Here is a 16,401-nt window from a genome sequence, read left to right as displayed (position 1 = left end):
AAGATCGACCGGGTCAGAGTCCGTCAGGCCCCCGGTGGCACCCGGGACGGCCGCCCCGTCCCGCGCGTCAGCGCGTACCCGCCGACACCCGCCAGCGCGGCCAGGATCCCACCGGCCGCGGTCCACACCCACCGGTCCGACCACCAGCCGGACGCCCAGCCGTCCTCGGGTTCCAGACCGGCCAGCACCGCCGCGTCCTCCCGCTCCTCCTCGGGCTTCGTGGCGACCCCCGGCACCAGCGGCTCGGCGAGCGAGCCGTCCACCGCCGCGGAGCCGCCGATGTCCTTGGAGTCCACCCGCACCTCACTGCCGACCGGGAGACCGAGGTCGGCGGTGGCGACACCGGTGGTCGTCAGCCGGATGTAGTACGTGCCCGGCAGCGGGTCGTTCGCCCACGGCTCCGACCAGGAGCGGACCGTGCGCAGGACGCAGGCCAGCTCGACGGAGGACGTGCCCGCCGCCGCGGTGCGCGTCTGCGCCCCGTACTGGCAGGCCTGACGGCGGCGCAGACCGTCGTAGACGTCGATCTGCCACGTCTGGGAGCCGTGGGTCTGCGGCAGCTTCACCGTCGCCTCGACCGTGGGACGCTGTCCGGTGTCGGCGGGGAACGACCAGTACAGGTAGTCCCCCGTGGACCCGCTCGCCGTGGCCGACTGCCCCTGCTCGATCTCCGTCGCCGTGCGGAACGACGTACCGGCCCGCGTGGGGGCCGGCGTGCCGTCCTGCGACGGGCTCGGCGAGGCGTCGGCCGCAGCCGGGGCGGCCGCCACTCCGAGGGTCAGCAACGCCGCGCTCAACGCTCGTACCACTCGCATCAGTTGGTCCTCCAGACCGCGACCCGCCAGCGCGACAGCCAGCCCCAGACGAGACCGGCGAGGAAGCCGGCGAGGATCAGCACACCGAGCAGCCACCAGCCGCGGCCGAGACCGAAGGCGGCCACATCGCCCGCCTGGCTCGGGGCGTCCACGACGTCCACCGTCAGCTCCAGCGGCAGGCCGGGGGTGGCCTTCACGCCCGAGGCCGCCGAGAAGGAGTGCGAGACGGCGAGGCAGACCGCCTCGGCGGGAGCGTCCTCGTCGTCGCTCTCCGCCTTCGGGTAACGCAGACCCGTCGAGATCACGTCCGTACGGCCGTTGCCCGCCGCCTCGCCGCGCACGATCTCGCGGCCCTTGGACGTCACGGCCCGCAGCAGGACGCCGTAGCCGGGGTTCACCGCCCGGTCCGCGGCGACGCTCACCGAGGCGCGCAGCTCCTGACCCGGCCGCACGTCCACCCGGTACCAGCGCTGCTGCCCGAACTCCTCGCGGTCGGTGTACAGGCCCGACTTCAGCGTCGGCGCCCCGGCGCACCGGTCGGCACCCTCCGCCGGCACCGGCGTCACCACCGGATCGGCCGCCCGGTCCACCAACTGGTTGACCCGGTCGGTGAGTTCGTCCTGGTGCTCGACCGACGTGTAGGTGCCGCCGGTGGCCTCCGCGATGCAGCTCAGCTGCCGGCTCAGCTTGGCGGTCGGCACCAGGCCCAGCGTGTCGATGGTCAGGCCGATGCCCTTGGCCGCGATCTCGCGGGCCACCTCGCACGGGTCGAGCGGGGCGCAGGTGTCCTCGCCGTCGCTGATGAGCACGATGCGCTTGGAGCCGTTGCCGCCGTCCAGGTCGCCGGCCGCCTTCAGCAGGGCCGGGCCGATCGGCGTCCAGCCCGTCGGGCTGAGCGTGGCGACGGCCGTCTTGGCCTCCGTGCGGTCGAGCGGACCGACCGGGTAGAGCTGCGCGGTGTCCTTGCAGCCCGTCTTCCGGTCGTCACCCGGGTAGTTCGCGCCGAGCGTGCGGATGCCGAGTTCGACCTCCTCGGGCGTCGCGTCGAGCACCTCGTTGAACGCCTGCTTCGCGGCGGCCATCCGCGACTGCCCGTCGATGTCCCGGGCCCGCATCGAGCCGCTCACATCGAGGACGAGGTCGACCTTGGGGGCGTCCTGGCCCGTGGGTTCACCGGCGGCCGCCCCGGCCGGGAAGGCGAGCCCGGCCGTCAGCGCGGCGAGCAGGGCACAGACCCCTGCCGCCAGCCGTGTTCTTGTGATCATCGCCGGATCCTATTGATCACCCCGCTCCGGCTCCAAAACGAAGGTCAGCGCAGGGGATTGGGCAGTTCCGCCCACTGGTCCCCGGGCGTCCGGGGCGAGAGCCGCATCAGCGTCAGCGCCTTCGTGGGCAGGGGATCCGTGCACAGGGCCGCGAGATCGGGGCTGCGCGGCAGATCCCGTACGGCCGCCTCCAGGGCCGCTCCCAGCGCCGGCCCCGATCCGGCCGTTCCGGCCAGCGCGCCCGCCACGAGCGAACCGAACAGCTTGCGGCGGAGGGCGCCTTCGTCGTCCGTGACCATCCGGGCGGGCAGCTCGGGCACCGCGATGCCGTGCCGGGCGAGGCGGGCCGGGCTGACGCGGATGTCGGCCAGGTCGCGGTACACGAGCCGCAGGGGTTCGCCCGCCGCCGAGAGGATCACCAGGAGGTTCTGGCCGTGCGCCTCCAGGGCCACGCCCAGCTCCAGCAGCCGCAGCCCGGTCCCTAGGGCGAGCCGTGCGAAACCGGCCAGCCAGGCGGGGGAGTGGGGGAGGCCGGTGGTGGCGAGCGCGGCCACCGGCAGCACCCGCTCGCCGCTGCCCGCGTACGTCTGCGGCGACTCCCGCAGGACGGCCGCGAAATCGGGGGAGCCGGCCGCCGCCGCACCCAGGGTGCGGGTGACGTGCAGCAGACCCTCCGTGCGCGCCGCCGGTGTCCCGGCGAAGTCCGACAGCACCGCCGACGCGGCGACCGAGGGCAGGGAGATGTCCCGCACCGAGGACGTCAGCCGGGCGCTCAGCGAGGTCTTCACGTGCGGCCCGCCGGGCAGGGCGAGCGTCCGCAGGGACATCAGCGGATGGGCGGGGCGCCGCTCCTCGCACGTCCGCTTCAGCACATGCGCCGCCTGCCACGGATGCACCGGCAGCACCACCCGCCCCCCGTCCCGCAGCTCGCCCGGCCACACGCCCGTCACCAGGCACTCCTCCGCCGGGACCGGCACCAGCCCGAGCTCCACGACCGGCCGGTGCTCGGGCCCGTAGGCGAGCTGCTCCGCCACCGAGAAACCGGGCCGGGACCGGCACGTCGGGTGGAACGGATGCCCGTCGACGATCCGCTGCTCCCACTCCCAGTCGCTGTCCGGCCAGCCGTCCCCGTCGTCCTCCTGCCCCGCCCGCGACAGCGCCGACGAGGCCACGCTGTGCCCGAGTTCGGCGGCGAAGGAAGCGGAGTGCGGTACGGCGAGGTCCGTCATCAGCCGCGCCGGATCCTCATAGGCCGTCCCGTCGAGCCGTACGGCGGTGACGTGGGCGCCGGTCGCGTACGGATCCGGCCGGGGGCCGTGCAGCCGGCGACCGTCCGGCAGGAACAGCGTCAGCCCGTCCCCGCCCCCCTCCCTGCGGGTGATCCAGGGCAGCGGATCATGGGCGAGACCGCGCCACAGCCGGGACAGCACGGCCGCCCGGGCGCCGGGCAGTTCGGCCTCGTACCGCGGCAGCAGGCCGGGCCGTACGACGGACAGCTCGTCGGCGACCTCGGTCTCGGCGGTGGGGGGACGGTGCACGGGCGGGCTCCTCGGGTACGAATAGGGGCGTCACAGCGGAATGGCGACGACCGACATACTGATCATCTCCGCCCGGAACGCTGGAAGGACCGTAGGGACGAGTGGAACGCGTGGACCTCATGCCCCCGCCCGCCGACGACGACTCGGCCCACGGCGACCGTGCCCACGGCGGAAGCGCGGCCGTGGGCGCCCTCGCCGACGCCTGCGCCGCCGTGCCCCTGCTGAACTGCCTGCTGCGGGAGGTGGCCCGGCCGGTGCGCCGGGAGGGCGAACACCGCGTGTACCGGCTGCCCGGCGGGGACCGCCTGCTGCGGGTGCGCGGGACACGGCGGCCCGCCGAACCGGAGGTGTGGGGCGCGGGCGCCTGGCACCGCCTCGGCCACACCGAGCTGGTCAAGCTCGTCGCCGAGGAACTGCGCCGGCACACCGGGCTGTCCAACGACGAACTGCCCGCCGAGATGCTCGACAGCCGCGACGCCGTGGCCGCCCTGCTCGCCGCCCGGGCCCGGGCCACCCCGCCCGGCGACCTCTATCTGCGTTCCGAGCAGTCCCTCCTCACCGGCCACACCCACCACCCCGCCCCCAAGGCGCGCGGCGGCGGCCCCGCCGCCGGGTGGCTGCCCTACGCGCCCGAGGCGTACGCCCGCTTCCCGGTGGCCCTGCTCGGCCTGCGGGAGGACGCCGTCGTCGAGGAGGGCGACACCTCCGCCCTCGACGCCCTCGGCACGGCCCCGCCCGGCTACCGCGTGCTCCCGGCCCACCCCTGGCAGCTGGACCTGGCCGGTCCGCAGCTCGCCGCCGCCTTCGCCGACGGCAGGCTGATCCGGCTCGGCACGACCGCCTTCGACACCTGGCCCACGGCCGCGATCCGCACCCTCTACACGCCCGAGCACGACCTATTCCTGAAGTTCAGCCTGGACGTGCGCATCACCAACGACATCCGCCGCCTGTGGCGCCACGACCTGCTCGCCCTGCGCCGGACCGACGCGGCCGTCCGCTCCGCCTTCGAGACGTTCGACGGCCCCCCGGCATGGCTCGGCGACCGCGGGTACCGCACCGCCGGCTTCGCCTTCGAGGCCCTGGCCGTCCTCGTCCGCGACGGCTTCGGCGGCCGCCTCCTGCCCGGCGCGACCCCGCTGCTCGCCGCCGGCCTCGTCGAGGGCTTCGACGGCAGTCCGCTCGACCGCGCCCCCGACCCCGGGGCCTGGTGGGCGGCGTACCTGGCCCAGGTGGTGCCCCCGGCCCTGACGGCGTTCGCCGAGCACGGTGTCGTCATCGAAGCCCACCTCCAGAACACCCTGGTCGCGGTGGACGCCGACGGCCTGCCGGTGCAGGCGCTGTACCGGGACGCCGAGGGCGTGAAGCTGCTGCCGGACGTGTCGCGGCAGGCCGGCTGGGAGCGGCTCGTGTACTGCCTGGTCGTCAACCACCTCGTGGAGATCGCCGGCGCCCTCGCCGAACGCCACCCCGGCTTCGACCCCTGGCCCGCCGCGCGCCGCGAACTCGCCCGTCACGAGATCCCCGAGATCCCCGCCCTGCTCACCTCACCGACCCTGCCCGCCAAGACCAACCTGCTGCTGCGCTGGACAGGCGCGGACGGCGCCGACGCCCGCTACCGGCCGCTGCCCAACCCGCTCGGGGAAGGGACCTGACCCGCGGGGCCCGGGCGTGCGCGTGACATGATCACCACCACACGCAGAGAGGGAGGGTGCGACATGTCCGCGACGCCGGACGCGGGGGGCAGGGTTCCCTGCCGCATCGTCGTCTGCCGGGACTGCTGCTGCGGCAGCCGCAAGATCAGAGGCGTCGATCACGCCGCCCAGGCCGAGCGTCTGCGCGAGGCGGCGCCGGTGCGCGTCTCCGACTGCCTCGACGTCTGCGACCAGGCCAACGTCATCGTCGTCCAGCCGTCCGCCGCGGGCCGGGCCGCCGGAGGCCGGCCGGTGTGGCTGGGCCTGGTCAACGACCCGGCGGCCACCGAGGACGTCGTCTCCTGGGTCCGGGAGGGCGGCCCGGGGATCGCGCCGGTGCCCGACATCCTCGGCCTGTACGTCTTCAGCCCCCACACGCGGCGAGGCGCCGGCCCCTCATGACCCGGTCGCCGGCACGCACAGCACCGGCACGCCCGACAGGTGCAGCAGCTTGTGCGGGGTCGAGCCCAGCAGCGCTCCGCGCACCGGGCTCTCACCCCATGTGCCCACCACGATGACCCTGGCCTCGTGGCGGGCCGCGGCGTCGAGGAGCGCCTGCGCGGGCCGCTCGTCGATGAGCTCCACCGAGGTCCGCACACCGGCCTCGTCGGCCACCCGGACCGCACGACCGAGCGCGGTGCTGCCCGCCTCCCGGACGGCCTCGTGATGGGCGCCGTACTCCTCACCCGTGACGCCGGGGGCGGCGACGCCGTAGACGATCACCAGCGGTTCGTCGTACGCCGCCGCCACCTCGATGGCGACGCGCAGCGCGCTCAGGGCGCCCGGGGACTCGTCGAAGCCGAGGACCACCGACATCTTCAGGACTCCTTGCCGTCGACGAGGTGCGGGTCGACCACGCTCGGGTGTTCCGACCAGAAGGCGGGCGCCGTCAGCCGCCGCACGATCATGAGGACGACGCCCGCGAGGAGGAGGCCGATCCCGATGACGAGCGGCGGTCCGAGCCCGAACCAGGAGACGCCGCTGTAGGAGTTGCCGGGGTCGGACATGTCGGCCACGGATTCCACCAGCAGCCACGCCAGCAACCCCGCACCGATCAGCGGGCCGAGGCCGATCAGGAAGAAGGTGCGGGCGCTGCGGGTCAGTTGGCGGCGGTAGTAGACCGCGCAGGCCACTCCCGTGAGCGCGTAGTAGAAGGCGATCAGCAGGGACAGCGCCGTGAGGGAGTCGAAGAGGGCGTTCTCACTGACGTGGTAGAGGACGAGGTACCAGGCGATGGCGATGCCGGCGACCCACCAGGTGCTCACGTCGGGGGTGCGGAAGCGCGGGTGGATGCGGCCGAAGTACGCGGGCAGGGCGTGCCGGCGTGCCATGGACAGGCCCGTGCGCGACGCCGGGATGATCGTCGTCTGCGTGGAGGCGAGCGCGGACGTCGAGACCGCCAGCAGCACGACCCAGTCCCAGCCGCCCATGGCCTCCTCGGCGAGCAGGGCGAAGATGAACTCCTCCTCCGCCGCGTTCTCGGCGAGATAGTCCGTGCCGGCGTAGGCCACGACCGCGAAGGCGACCGCGAGGTAGGTCACCAGCAGCAGCACCGTGGACCAGACGGCCGCCTTGCCGGGGGCGGTGGCGGAGTCCTCGACCTCCTCGGTGAGGTTGACCGCCGACTCCCACCCCCAGTAGATGAACACGCCCAGCAGCAGGGACGCGGTCAGGGAGGCCCCGCCGGCCCCGAACGGATCGAGCCAGCCGAACTCCGGATCGATGGCGTCCAGGGTGCCGGTGCCGGCGTAGACGCGGTGGAGCGCCACCACGGCGAAGGCGAGCAGGCAGACGACCTGCGCCAGGATGAGGACGTTCTGCACCTTGGCCGACACCTCGGTGCCGATCACGCAGACGGCCGTCATCACCAGGATGAGCAGCACCGTCAGCACCTGGCGCACCGTGTCGTTCTCGGCCCAGCCGTCCAGGCCGACGGCGAGCAGGAAGAACGTCACGGCGACGTCCGCGAGCGACCCGACGACCAGGACGCCGGTCATCGTGATGGCCCAGCCGCCGAGCCAGCCCGCCCACGGCCCCATGGCGCGGGTCACCCAGGAGAACGTCGTGCCGCAGTCCTGGTCGACCTTGTTGAGGTGGTAGAACGCCGACGCGATGAGCAGCATGGGCACGAACGACGCGAGCATCACCCCGGGGGCGTAGATGCCCACCAACGCCACGACCGGGCCGATGACCGCCGCCACGGAGTACGCGGGGGAGGTCGCGTTGAGCCCGATGACCAGCGCGTCGACGAACCCGATCGCGTCGGGCTTCAGGCTCGCCTCCGGGGGCGGGCCCGGGTCTGTGATGTCCTTGGCCATGCTCCCTCGCTCCCTGTGGGTGTGGATCCATACAACAGGGAGCCGTAAGGCGGTTTGATCATTGATGCCCTTTTTAGGGCGTCATGTCGAGCTTCGGCTCCGTACCAGCAGCCGCAGGAAGTACGGCGTGCCGATCACCGCCGTCATCAGGCCGGCGCCCAGCTGGGCGGGTGCGATGACGGTGCGTCCGAGCAGGTCGGCCGTGCAGACGAGCGCGGCGCCCAGCAGGACGGCGACCGGCACGACCCGTACGTGCCGCCGGCCCACGAGGGCACGGGCCGCGTGCGGCGCCACCAGGCCCACGAAGCCGATCGTGCCGGCCGAGGCGACGGCGGTCGCGGCGAGCAGCACACCCACCACCAGGAACCCCAGCCTCGCCCGCGGCAGTCCGAGGCCGAGCAGCCGCGGGGTGTCCTCGTCCAGGGAGACGAGGTCCAGTTCGGTGCGCCGGGCGACCGCGACGACCAGGCCCAGCGCCAGCACGAGCGCGACGGGCAGGACGTCCGCCGTGGTCCGGCCGTACGTCGAACCGGACAGCCAGGTCAGCGCCTTGGTGGCGTTGAACGGGTCGGTGAGCACGATGAGCAGGCTGATCAGGGCCGTGGAACCGGCGGCCATGCCGATGCCGACGAGGACCAGCCGGTTCTGCCGGTAGCCGCCCCGGGCGGACAGCCCGAAGACGACGGCGGAGGCCAGCGCGGCACCCGCGAAGGCGGCACCCGCGATGCCCCAGGATCCGGCGGCGGGCACGGTGGTGACCAGCAGGACGGCGCCCAGCGCCGCACCGCCGGAGACGCCCAGCACCCCGGGTTCCGCGAGGGGGTTGCGGGTCACGGCCTGCACCAGCGTGCCGGCCAGGGCGAGGGAGGCGCCCGCGCACAGGGCCGCGAGCACGCGGGGCACGCGGGTGTCCAGGACGAAGGAGACGGTCTGCCCGGCCCGCCCCTGGAGCCAGTTGGCGACATCGCCGAGCAGGAGCTTGCTGTCGCCCAGCAGGACGCCGGCCAGCGCGACGCCGACGACCGCGGCGACGAGCGCGGTCACGGTGACGAGGAACGCCGTCCGGCTCGGGATGCGCAGCCGGTCGGGGGTGTCGGCCCCGGCGGTGTCCGGCAGCCGCAGGGCCGTCACCACCAGGAAGACGGCGCCGACCAGGCTGGTGACGATGCCCGTGGGGACGGCCACGGCCGTGTCCGCCGGGATGAGGGCGCGCAGCAGCACGTCCGATCCGAGGACCAGTCCGGCACCGGCCAGACCGGCCACGGGCAGGACCGCCCGGGCGCGGACGAAGCCCCGGAACCGGCGGGCGAGCGGACGGACCAGCGCGGGGGCGCACAGGCCGACGAAGCCGATGGGCCCGGCCAGTGTGACGGCCGCCGCGGACAGCAGCGCCGCCAGCACCACCACCGTGACGCGGGTGGCGTGCACCGGGACACCCAGCCCGCGCGCGGCGTCGTCCCCGAGGGCCAGCGCGTCGACCCGGCGGGCGACCAGCAGCAGCCCGGCGAGCCCCCCCAGGGCGACGGGGAGCATCTGCAGGACGCCGTCGAAGCCGTTCTGGCCGATGCTGCCCTGGTTCCACTGGTAGAGGCCCTCCGTCTGCTGCGGGAACAGCAGGAGCAGCCCCTCCGTGACGGAGTTCAGCCCCAGTGCGAGCGCGGTACCGGCGAGAACCAGCCGTACGGTGCCCGTGCCGAGGCCGGACAGGGCGAGCACGACGGCGGCGGCCGCCAGCCCGCCCGCGAAGGCGACACCCGAGGAGGCGAGCAGCGGCAGGGAGACGCCGGTCGCGCCGACCAGCCCGAGCGCCAGGTACGAACCGGCGTTCACCGCGAGGGTGTCGGGCGAGGCCAGCACATTGCGGCTGACGGCCTGGAGGACCGCGCCCGCGATGCCGAGGACGACGCCGACGAGGATGCCGGCGCTCATCCGCGGCAGCCGGGAGGCGACGACCACGGACGCGTCGCCCGGATCGGCCTGCCCGGTCAGGGCCTTGAACACCTGCGCCGGCCCGACGGCGGCGGTGCCCTGGGTGATGTCGACGACGGCGAGGGCGGCGACGAGGAGGACGAGCCCGGCCGTCACCGCGGCCGCACCCGTCCGGGACGCGGCCGCCGGCGGACGGGTGGCGTGGGGTGCTTCGGTGACGGCCATGACCGGCGCTACTTCGTCAGCGCGCCGACGAGGGCGTCGATGTACGCCTCCATCGACCGAGGACCGCCGAACATCCAGATGCCGTCGGGCAGCCGGTGCACCCGGTCCGCCTTCACGAACGGCAGGGAGGTCCACACGGCGTTCTTCTTCAGCTGCCCGGCGAACGGGTTGCTCGACTTGTCCTCGTCGTTGCCTATGTAGGCGAACCGAACGTCCTTCGGCAGGGCGGTGAGGCCCTCGACGTCGGTGGTGCCGAGACCGTAGGCCGGGTCGCCCTTGACCTTCCAGGCGTTCTTCAGGCCGAGCCGCTCGTTGACGGCGCCGATCAGGGAACCGCTGGTGTACGGGCGCAGGGAGACCTGGTTGGAGGTGACGTAGCCGTCCGCGAAGGCGATGCCGGTGCCCTCCAGCTCGGCGTCGGCGAGGGCCTTCCTGCCCTCGGCGACCTTGGCTTCGAAGGTCTTCCGGGCCGTCTCGGCCTTGTCGGTGGTGCCGGTGGCCTCGGCGATCAGGTCGAGGTTCTTGAACATCTGCCCGATCTGGTCGGAGGCGTCGGCGGACTTCACCTCCAGCACCGGGGCGATCTTCCGCAGCTGCTTCACGACCGCGTCCGGCAGGTCGGAACTGGCCACGATGAGGTCGGGGGAGAGCGAGGCGACGGTGTCCATGCTCGGCTCGCCGCGCGTGCCGATGTCCTTCGGCTCGTTCTTCAGCGGGACGGCCGTGTCCCAGGTCTTGTAGCCCTTGACGTCGGCGACGCCCACGGGGTCGACGCCGAGGGTGATGAGGCTCTCGACCTCGTTCCACTCGGTGGCGACGACCTTCTTGGCGGGTCCGTCGAGTTCGACCTTCGCGCCGGTGGAGTCGGTGAGGCTGATGGCCTCGGAGGTCTTCTTCTTCGAGCTGTCGGCGGCCGGCTCGGTGGTGCCGCAGGCGGCGAGGGTGAGCGCCGCGGCGGTGGTGGTCGCCGCGGTGAGCAGGAGACGTCTCATGAGGTGGTGCCGAGCCTTTCGCTTCGGATGGTGCGGGTGTGGTGCCGGCCGATCGGACGGGTCCGTATCCGACCGGTGCGGGGGTCTGTGTCGACGTCGATCCGGATGCCGTAGACGGCGGTCAGCCGCTGCGGGGTCAGGACCTCCTCGGGCCGGCCGTCGGCGACGATCCGGCCCGCTTCGAGCAGCGTGATCCGGTCGGCGACGGCCGCCGCCTGGTCGAGGTCGTGCAACACGACCCCGACGGCGATCCCGTGGTCGTCCGCCAGGTCGCGGACGAGGTCGAGGAGTTCGATCTGGTAGCGCAGGTCGAGATAGGTCGTCGGCTCGTCCAGCAGCAGCACGCCGGTCTCCTGCGCGAGACAGCTCGCGAGCCACACGCGCTGCAACTGCCCGCCGGACAGGTGGTCGGCGCCCCGCTCGGCGAGGTCCGTCACCCCGGTGAGGGCGAGCGCCCGCTCGACGGCGGCCGACGCGTCCGGATCCGGGCGGCCGAAGCGTCCCCGGTAGGGGTAGCGGCCGAACTCGACGAGATCCCGCACGGTCAGTCCGCTCGGCGTGGGGCGCCCCTGCGTCAGCAGGGCCACGTACCGCGCGAACTCCCGGGCGGTCAGGGCGAGACCGTCGGTGCCGGCGTCGATCCTGAGCTCGGCCCGGCGGGCCCGCTGGAGCCGGGCGATCGTCCGCAGCAGCGTCGACTTCCCGCTGCCGTTGGGGCCGACCAGGACGGTCACCTCACCGGGCCGCAGCGTGATCGCCGCATCGTGCACGACGTCGGTGCCGTCGTACGACACCGTCACGCCGGTGGCCGAGAGTCGATGCCCGCGCAGACGCGTTCCGCCGGCCGTTTCTTCACCTGATCTCACGCGGCGAAGGTTAGCCTAACCTAATATCGCCTTGACAAGGGGGTGCGGCGTCCGGGCCCGGACCCCCCTGGGTTCCGGGCCCGGGACACGGCCGTTCAGTCGCCGGTCGTCTTGTCCATCAGCGCGCCGTACGCCAGCTGCAGCGTGTCCGCCCCGGCCAGGGCGGCGAGTGTGCCCATGGCCGTGCGGGTCGCCCGGGGCCAGAGCAGCTGGCCGGCGGTCAGGGTCGAGGCGACCCAGACACTCATGCAGAACGGGCACGTCGCGAGTTCGCCGACGGTGTGCTTGCCCTGCTCGGACTGTGCCTCCTCGCGCAGTTCGGCGGGACCCTGCGGCCCGACGTACCGGGTGAAGGGCGCCCGCAGCGGACTGGTCACCGCCGCCTTGCTGAGCAGCCGGCTGAGCCGGAACGTGGCCACCGACGTCAGGACCACGTCCCACGGCTCGGGCCGCTCGGGCACCGGGCGCCCGCTGCGCCGCACCACCGTGGTCCAGGCCGCCGTGTACGCCGCGAAGCCCGCCATGGCAGCGAGGTAGCCGCCCAGAGGACGGTCGTGCCCGGCCGCGTATTCCCGGCCGGTGCGCCGGAGTGCTCCGTGCAGCCGGCGCGCGATGCGGTTGTCAGCCATGGTCGCCATGCCCATGGGCAGCCCCCGTTCCCGTGGTGCCGCCCCGCCCGGCCGGTTCCCGTCCGTCCTCCGAGGCCTGCCCGCCGTTCTGATGACGCAGGCGCACCTCGACGTGGCCGCCGGTGATCCGTGTCTCGAAGGAGGGCTGGGGTGCGGTGGCCGGTCCGCGCACGTTCCAGCCGTCGGAGAGCCGGAAGACGCTGCCGTGCCACGGGCACCGCACACACCCGTCGGCCACGGTGCCCTCGGACAGTGGTCCCGCGAGGTGGCTGCACCGCTCGGCCAGCGCGTGGATCGCCCCGCCGGTCTCGCGCACCACCAGCACCGGCACGTCGTCCACGCTGCGCCGCACCGGCTCGCCGGCCGGGAACTCGTCGACGGTTCCGATCCGGTGCCAGCCCGCGGAGACGACGTTCGGGACCTCTTCGGCGTGGTTGGCGCCGGAGGCCTGCCGGTAGGCGAGGTGGCCGCCCAGCATGCCGCCGAGCCCGACTGCGGTCAGTCCCAGGAAGCCGTACGCCAGGCCCGCCCCCTCGCGTTCTTTGGCCCGGCAGACGAGCGAGGCGGCGTACAGACCCACGGCCGCCGTGTTGGACAGGGCGTGCACCAGCCCGATCCGCTGCTGGCGGGGATGCAGCTCCGCCCAGTCCACCCAGCCGGCGACGGCCGCGGGGGCCGCCGCGCCCAGCCCGACCCCGATCAGCAACCGCGACTCGCGGGAGTGGCCGGGGCGCAGGTCCAGGACCGCCGCCGACAGCCAGCTTCCTATCGGCACCTGCACCATCAGCGGGTGCACCGGGTGTCCCAGCCACCTGCCGTGCAGCAGGTCCCGGCCCCGCCCCAGGGGCAGGGCCCGCACGCCCTTGCGGAGCGTGTCGATCACCGCATCGGCCCTGGGCTCGTGTTCCAGGCGGTCCAGCAACCACAGGACCCGGTTCTGCCGCATCACGCGGCGTCGTGGGGTTGCGTTCATGCTCGGCCGGGTCCCCACCGGCACCGACGGCAAACGGCACGACGGTGCCGAAGAGGGCGATCGGCCCGTCGTACCCCCGACGTTCCGCGCGCGCACCCGCGGCAGCACGGCCCCGGCCCCGGCCCGGGGCCCTTCGCCGACGGTCACGCCTGGTTACTATGGGCCCTTCGGATCCTGCCCTCCGTGGAGCCCTGGAGCATGCTGAGAGAGGTCACCGCGACCCGCTACGTCGAGCCCCTGCGGTCCGGCGGCTCCGTCCCCGGAGTCGTCGAGGCCGACGACCTCGGCACCTACGTCGTGAAATTCACCGGCTCCGCACAGGGCCGCAAGGCGCTCGTCGCCGAGGTGGTCGTGGGGGAACTGGCCCGTGCCCTCGGGCTGCGCTTCCCCGAACTGGTCCTGGTGCACTTCGACCCGGCGATCGCGGAGCACGAGCCGCACCAGGAGGTGCGGGGCCTGCACGCGGCCAGCGCGGGCCTCAACCTCGGTATGGACCACCTGCCGGGCGCCCGGGACTTCACCCCGGAGATCGCCCGGGTCTTCCCCGTCGGTCCGCTGGAGGCGGGGAGGATCGTCTGGCTCGACGCCCTGACCGTGAACGTCGACCGCACGGTGCACAGTTCCAACCTGATGGTGTGGCCCACCCTCGGCGTCGCACCCCCGCGACTGTGGCTGATCGACCACGGTGCCGCCCTGGTCTTCCACCACCGCTGGGACGCGACCGACCCGCGCAAGGCCTACGACTTCCGGCACCACGCCCTCGGCCACTACGGGCCCGACGTCCGGGCCGCCGACGCCGAGCTGGCCCCCCGCGTCACCGAGGAGCTGCTGCGGCGGATCCTCGCGGAGGTCCCGGACGCCTGGCTCGCCGACGAGCCGGGCTTCGCCACCGCGGACGAGGTACGCGAGGCGTACGTGACCTACCTCCGCGCCCGCGTGGCGGCCTCCGGGGACTGGCTGCCCACCGGCTTCCCCACCCGGGAGGAGCTCGCCGCCGAGGAGGCCCTCCGGGCGGCGAGGAACCAGCAGGAACGCCCCGCGTGGCTCAAGCAGGTGCCCGATCTGCACGGCAAGCCCGCGGCCCGGCAGGATTGGTCGGTGCACCTCGGATGAGTGGCCGTGTCGAGATCGAGTACTGCACCCGGTGCCGCTGGCTGCCGCGCGCGGCCTGGCTGGCGCAGGAGCTGCTCACGACCTTCGAGGCGGAGCTGACGGAACTGGCCCTGAAGCCGGGCACGGGCGGGGTGTTCGTCGTCCGCGTGGGCGACGAGGTCGTCTGGGACCGGCGCGAGCAGGGCTTCCCGGAGCCCACGGCCGTGAAGAAGGCCGTACGCGACCGAGTGGCCCCGGGCAAGACCCTGGGCCACTCGGAGCGCTAGCGGTACGGCCGCGCGGTCAGCCCTTGAGCTGCTCGTACGCCGGGAGCGTCAGGAAGTCGGCGTAGTCCTCGTCGAGGGACACCTTCAGCAGCAGGTCGTGCGCCTGCTGCCAGTTGCCGGCCGCGAAGGCCTCCTCGCCGATCTCCGCCTTGATGTTCTCGAGTTCCCCGGCGGCGACCTTGCGGGCCAGCTCGGCGGTGACCTGCTCGCCGTTGTCGAGGACGACCTCCGCGTTGATCCACTGCCAGATCTGGGAGCGGGAGATCTCGGCGGTGGCCGCGTCCTCCATCAGGTTGAAGATGGCGACCGCGCCGAGTCCGCGCAGCCAGGCCTCGATGTATCGGATGCCGACCTGCACGGCGTTGACCAGGCCCGCGTACGTGGGCTTGGCGTCCAGCGAGTCGATCGCGATCAGGTCGGCCGCCTCGACGGCGACGTCCTCGCGCAGCCGGTCCTTCTGGTGGGGCTTGTCGCCGAGGACCTTGTCGAAGGACTCCATGGCGATCGGCACCAGGTCGGGGTGGGCGACCCAGGAGCCGTCGAAACCGTCGTTCGCCTCACGGTCCTTGTCGGCGCGGACCTTCTCGAAGGCGACCTTGTTGACCTCGGCGTCCCGGCGCGAGGGGATGAACGCCGCCATACCGCCGATGGCGTGCGCGCCGCGCTTGTGACAGGTACGCACGAGGAGTTCGGTGTAGGCGCGCATGAACGGGGCCGTCATCGTCACCGCGTTGCGGTCCGGCAGGACGAACTTCGCGCCGCCGTCACGGAAGTTCTTGACGATGGAGAACAGGTAGTCCCAGCGGCCGGCGTTCAGCCCGGAGGCGTGGTCGCGCAGCTCGTAGAGGATCTCCTCCATCTCGTACGCGGCGGTGATCGTCTCGATGAGGACGGTCGCGCGGACGGTGCCCTGCGGGATGCCGCAGTACTCCTGCGCGAAGACGAACACCTCGTTCCACAGGCGCGCCTCCAGGTGGGACTCGGTCTTCGGGAGGTAGAAGTACGGGCCCTTGCCGAGGTCCAGCAGGCGCTGGGCGTTGTGGAAGAAGTACAGGCCGAAGTCGACTAGGGCGCCGGGCACGGGGGTGCCGTCGGCGTCGACGAGGTGACGCTCGTTCAGGTGCCAGCCGCGCGGGCGCATGACGACCGTGGCGAGCTCATCGTCCGCCTTCAGGGCGTACGACTTGCCGGACTTCGGGTCGGTGAAGTCGATGGTCCGGGTGTAGGCGTCGCTCAGGTTGACCTGGCCCAGGACCACGTTCTCCCAGGTGGGCGCGGAGGCGTCCTCGAAGTCCGCGAGCCACACCCTGGCGCCCGAGTTGAGGGCGTTGACGGTCATCTTGCGGTCGGTGGGGCCGGTGATCTCGACCCGGCGGTCGTTCAGGGCGTCCGGGGCCGGGGCCACCTTCCAGGAGTCGTCGGCGCGGATCGCGGCGGTCTCCGGGAGGAAGTCGAGGGTGGAGGTGCGGGCGATCTCGGCGCGGCGCTCGGCGCGGCGGGCCAGGAGTTCGTCACGCCGGGGCGTGAACCGCCGGTGCAGCTCGGCGACGAAGGCGAGCGCCGCTTCGGTGAGGACCTCCTCCTGCCGGGGCAGGGGCTCGGCGTCGACGATGGCCAGCGGGGACGGCGCTGGAGCGGACATGAACGGTCACTTCCTTCAGCGAGCTGTGAAGACGATCCGGCGTGCTCGGCACCGGGTGCCAGTCTTCCCGGATACGGCGTTCGGCGCCCGGGGAGCCGTCGGGCGCTTCTGAACAGTGGATACTAGTTTCCTCATGGTG

At 73.3% G+C, this 16,401-nt stretch carries 15 protein-coding genes; 4 read left to right on the top strand and 11 right to left on the bottom strand.

The features are described from left to right. Window positions 1-23 precede the first annotated feature (23 nt). From ACFY9E_RS05015 to ACFY9E_RS05005, 3 genes are read right to left on the bottom strand one after another with little or no spacing between them, the layout of a single operon-like run. On the bottom strand, window positions 24-815 hold the full coding sequence (locus ACFY9E_RS05015) for a hypothetical protein (RefSeq protein ID WP_390979373.1): 792 nt from the start codon (window positions 813-815) through the stop codon (window positions 24-26). Continuing rightward, window positions 815-2,080 (bottom strand): VWA domain-containing protein, encoded by a 1,266-nt coding sequence (locus ACFY9E_RS05010; RefSeq protein ID WP_390979372.1) that lies wholly within the window; start codon window positions 2,078-2,080, stop codon window positions 815-817. Before ACFY9E_RS05010 ends, ACFY9E_RS05015 begins: the two co-directional genes overlap by 1 nt. 44 nt (window positions 2,081-2,124) lie before the next feature. Next, window positions 2,125-3,618 carry an IucA/IucC family protein gene (locus ACFY9E_RS05005; protein ID WP_390979370.1) on the bottom strand — a complete coding sequence of 498 codons (1,494 nt, stop codon included), beginning with the start codon at window positions 3,616-3,618 and terminating at the stop codon, window positions 2,125-2,127. A gap of 101 nt (window positions 3,619-3,719) precedes the next feature. Between ACFY9E_RS05005 and ACFY9E_RS05000 the strand changes: the two genes are divergently transcribed. Together ACFY9E_RS05000 and ACFY9E_RS04995 are read left to right on the top strand one after the other, a co-directional pair. Beyond that, window positions 3,720-5,270, top strand: coding sequence for an IucA/IucC family protein (locus ACFY9E_RS05000; protein ID WP_390979368.1), 1,551 nt, complete (start codon window positions 3,720-3,722; stop codon window positions 5,268-5,270). Between the two features lie 63 nt (window positions 5,271-5,333). Beyond that, window positions 5,334-5,711 (top strand): (2Fe-2S) ferredoxin domain-containing protein, encoded by a 378-nt coding sequence (locus ACFY9E_RS04995; RefSeq protein ID WP_390979366.1) that lies wholly within the window; start codon window positions 5,334-5,336, stop codon window positions 5,709-5,711. Here the strand turns inward: ACFY9E_RS04995 and ACFY9E_RS04990 are convergent. From ACFY9E_RS04990 to ACFY9E_RS04960, 7 genes are all read right to left on the bottom strand, one after another. Then, on the bottom strand, window positions 5,706-6,125 hold the full coding sequence (locus tag ACFY9E_RS04990) for a universal stress protein (protein ID WP_390979364.1): 420 nt from the start codon (window positions 6,123-6,125) through the stop codon (window positions 5,706-5,708). The two genes, ACFY9E_RS04995 and ACFY9E_RS04990, sit on opposite strands and share 6 nt — an antisense overlap. A gap of 2 nt (window positions 6,126-6,127) precedes the next feature. After that, window positions 6,128-7,627, bottom strand: coding sequence for an amino acid permease (locus ACFY9E_RS04985; protein WP_390979363.1), 1,500 nt, complete (start codon window positions 7,625-7,627; stop codon window positions 6,128-6,130). Between the two features lie 81 nt (window positions 7,628-7,708). Further along, window positions 7,709-9,781: a Fe(3+)-hydroxamate ABC transporter permease FhuB gene (locus ACFY9E_RS04980; RefSeq protein ID WP_390979361.1), complete on the bottom strand. Its 2,073-nt coding sequence runs from the start codon at window positions 9,779-9,781 to the stop codon at window positions 7,709-7,711. Window positions 9,782-9,789: 8 nt separating this feature from the next. Then, complete coding sequence (locus tag ACFY9E_RS04975) at window positions 9,790-10,773, bottom strand: ABC transporter substrate-binding protein (RefSeq protein WP_390979359.1); 984 nt, start codon at window positions 10,771-10,773, stop codon at window positions 9,790-9,792. Next, on the bottom strand, window positions 10,770-11,639 hold the full coding sequence (locus ACFY9E_RS04970) for an ATP-binding cassette domain-containing protein (RefSeq protein ID WP_390979357.1): 870 nt from the start codon (window positions 11,637-11,639) through the stop codon (window positions 10,770-10,772). Before ACFY9E_RS04970 ends, ACFY9E_RS04975 begins: the two co-directional genes overlap by 4 nt. Before the next feature lie 95 nt (window positions 11,640-11,734). Then, a complete protein-coding gene (locus ACFY9E_RS04965) occupies window positions 11,735-12,277 on the bottom strand; it encodes a DUF1360 domain-containing protein (protein WP_390979355.1) in 543 nt (180 codons plus the stop codon). Continuing rightward, a complete protein-coding gene (locus tag ACFY9E_RS04960; protein WP_390979353.1) occupies window positions 12,261-13,241 on the bottom strand; it encodes a Rieske 2Fe-2S domain-containing protein in 981 nt (326 codons plus the stop codon). The genes ACFY9E_RS04965 and ACFY9E_RS04960 overlap by 17 nt, the downstream gene beginning before the upstream one ends. A gap of 198 nt (window positions 13,242-13,439) precedes the next feature. Between ACFY9E_RS04960 and ACFY9E_RS04955 the strand changes: the two genes are divergently transcribed. Next, entirely contained in the window at window positions 13,440-14,354 is a 915-nt protein-coding gene (locus ACFY9E_RS04955) for a HipA family kinase (protein WP_390979351.1), read from the top strand. Beyond that, window positions 14,351-14,620 carry a SelT/SelW/SelH family protein gene (locus ACFY9E_RS04950; protein WP_190197490.1) on the top strand — a complete coding sequence of 90 codons (270 nt, stop codon included), beginning with the start codon at window positions 14,351-14,353 and terminating at the stop codon, window positions 14,618-14,620. Before ACFY9E_RS04955 ends, ACFY9E_RS04950 begins: the two co-directional genes overlap by 4 nt. A gap of 16 nt (window positions 14,621-14,636) precedes the next feature. Here the strand turns inward: ACFY9E_RS04950 and aceB are convergent, their stop codons facing one another. Then, the gene (gene aceB / locus ACFY9E_RS04945) at window positions 14,637-16,262 is read right to left on the bottom strand and encodes a malate synthase A (protein ID WP_390979349.1); all 1,626 of its coding nucleotides are present in this window, start codon (window positions 16,260-16,262) and stop codon (window positions 14,637-14,639) included. Between the last annotated feature and the right edge of the window lie 139 nt (window positions 16,263-16,401).

It is taken from the genome of Streptomyces sp. NPDC012466, from assembly GCF_042955215.1.
GTDB lineage: Bacteria > Actinomycetota > Actinomycetes > Streptomycetales > Streptomycetaceae > Streptomyces.
The sequence above is the reverse complement of the archived record's forward strand: the minus strand, read 5'-3'. Positions and strand labels throughout refer to the sequence as shown.

Excerpts from the sequence above, each read along its gene's own strand:
- ACFY9E_RS05015 (WP_390979373.1), bottom strand. The coding sequence starts at position 815 with ATGCGAGTGGTACGAGCGTTGAGCGCGGCGTTGCTGACCCTCGGAGTG.
- ACFY9E_RS05010 (WP_390979372.1), bottom strand. The coding sequence starts at position 2,080 with ATGATCACAAGAACACGGCTGGCGGCAGGGGTCTGTGCCCTGCTCGCC.
- ACFY9E_RS04995 (WP_390979366.1), top strand. The coding sequence starts at position 5,334 with ATGTCCGCGACGCCGGACGCGGGGGGCAGGGTTCCCTGCCGCATCGTC.
- ACFY9E_RS04990 (WP_390979364.1), bottom strand. The coding sequence starts at position 6,125 with ATGTCGGTGGTCCTCGGCTTCGACGAGTCCCCGGGCGCCCTGAGCGCG.
- ACFY9E_RS04985 (WP_390979363.1), bottom strand. The coding sequence starts at position 7,627 with ATGGCCAAGGACATCACAGACCCGGGCCCGCCCCCGGAGGCGAGCCTG.
- ACFY9E_RS04980 (WP_390979361.1), bottom strand. The coding sequence starts at position 9,781 with ATGGCCGTCACCGAAGCACCCCACGCCACCCGTCCGCCGGCGGCCGCG.
- ACFY9E_RS04975 (WP_390979359.1), bottom strand. The coding sequence starts at position 10,773 with ATGAGACGTCTCCTGCTCACCGCGGCGACCACCACCGCCGCGGCGCTC.
- ACFY9E_RS04965 (WP_390979355.1), bottom strand. The coding sequence starts at position 12,277 with ATGGCGACCATGGCTGACAACCGCATCGCGCGCCGGCTGCACGGAGCA.
- ACFY9E_RS04960 (WP_390979353.1), bottom strand. The coding sequence starts at position 13,241 with ATGAACGCAACCCCACGACGCCGCGTGATGCGGCAGAACCGGGTCCTG.
- ACFY9E_RS04955 (WP_390979351.1), top strand. The coding sequence starts at position 13,440 with ATGCTGAGAGAGGTCACCGCGACCCGCTACGTCGAGCCCCTGCGGTCC.
- ACFY9E_RS04950 (WP_190197490.1), top strand. The coding sequence starts at position 14,351 with ATGAGTGGCCGTGTCGAGATCGAGTACTGCACCCGGTGCCGCTGGCTG.
- aceB (WP_390979349.1), bottom strand. The coding sequence starts at position 16,262 with ATGTCCGCTCCAGCGCCGTCCCCGCTGGCCATCGTCGACGCCGAGCCC.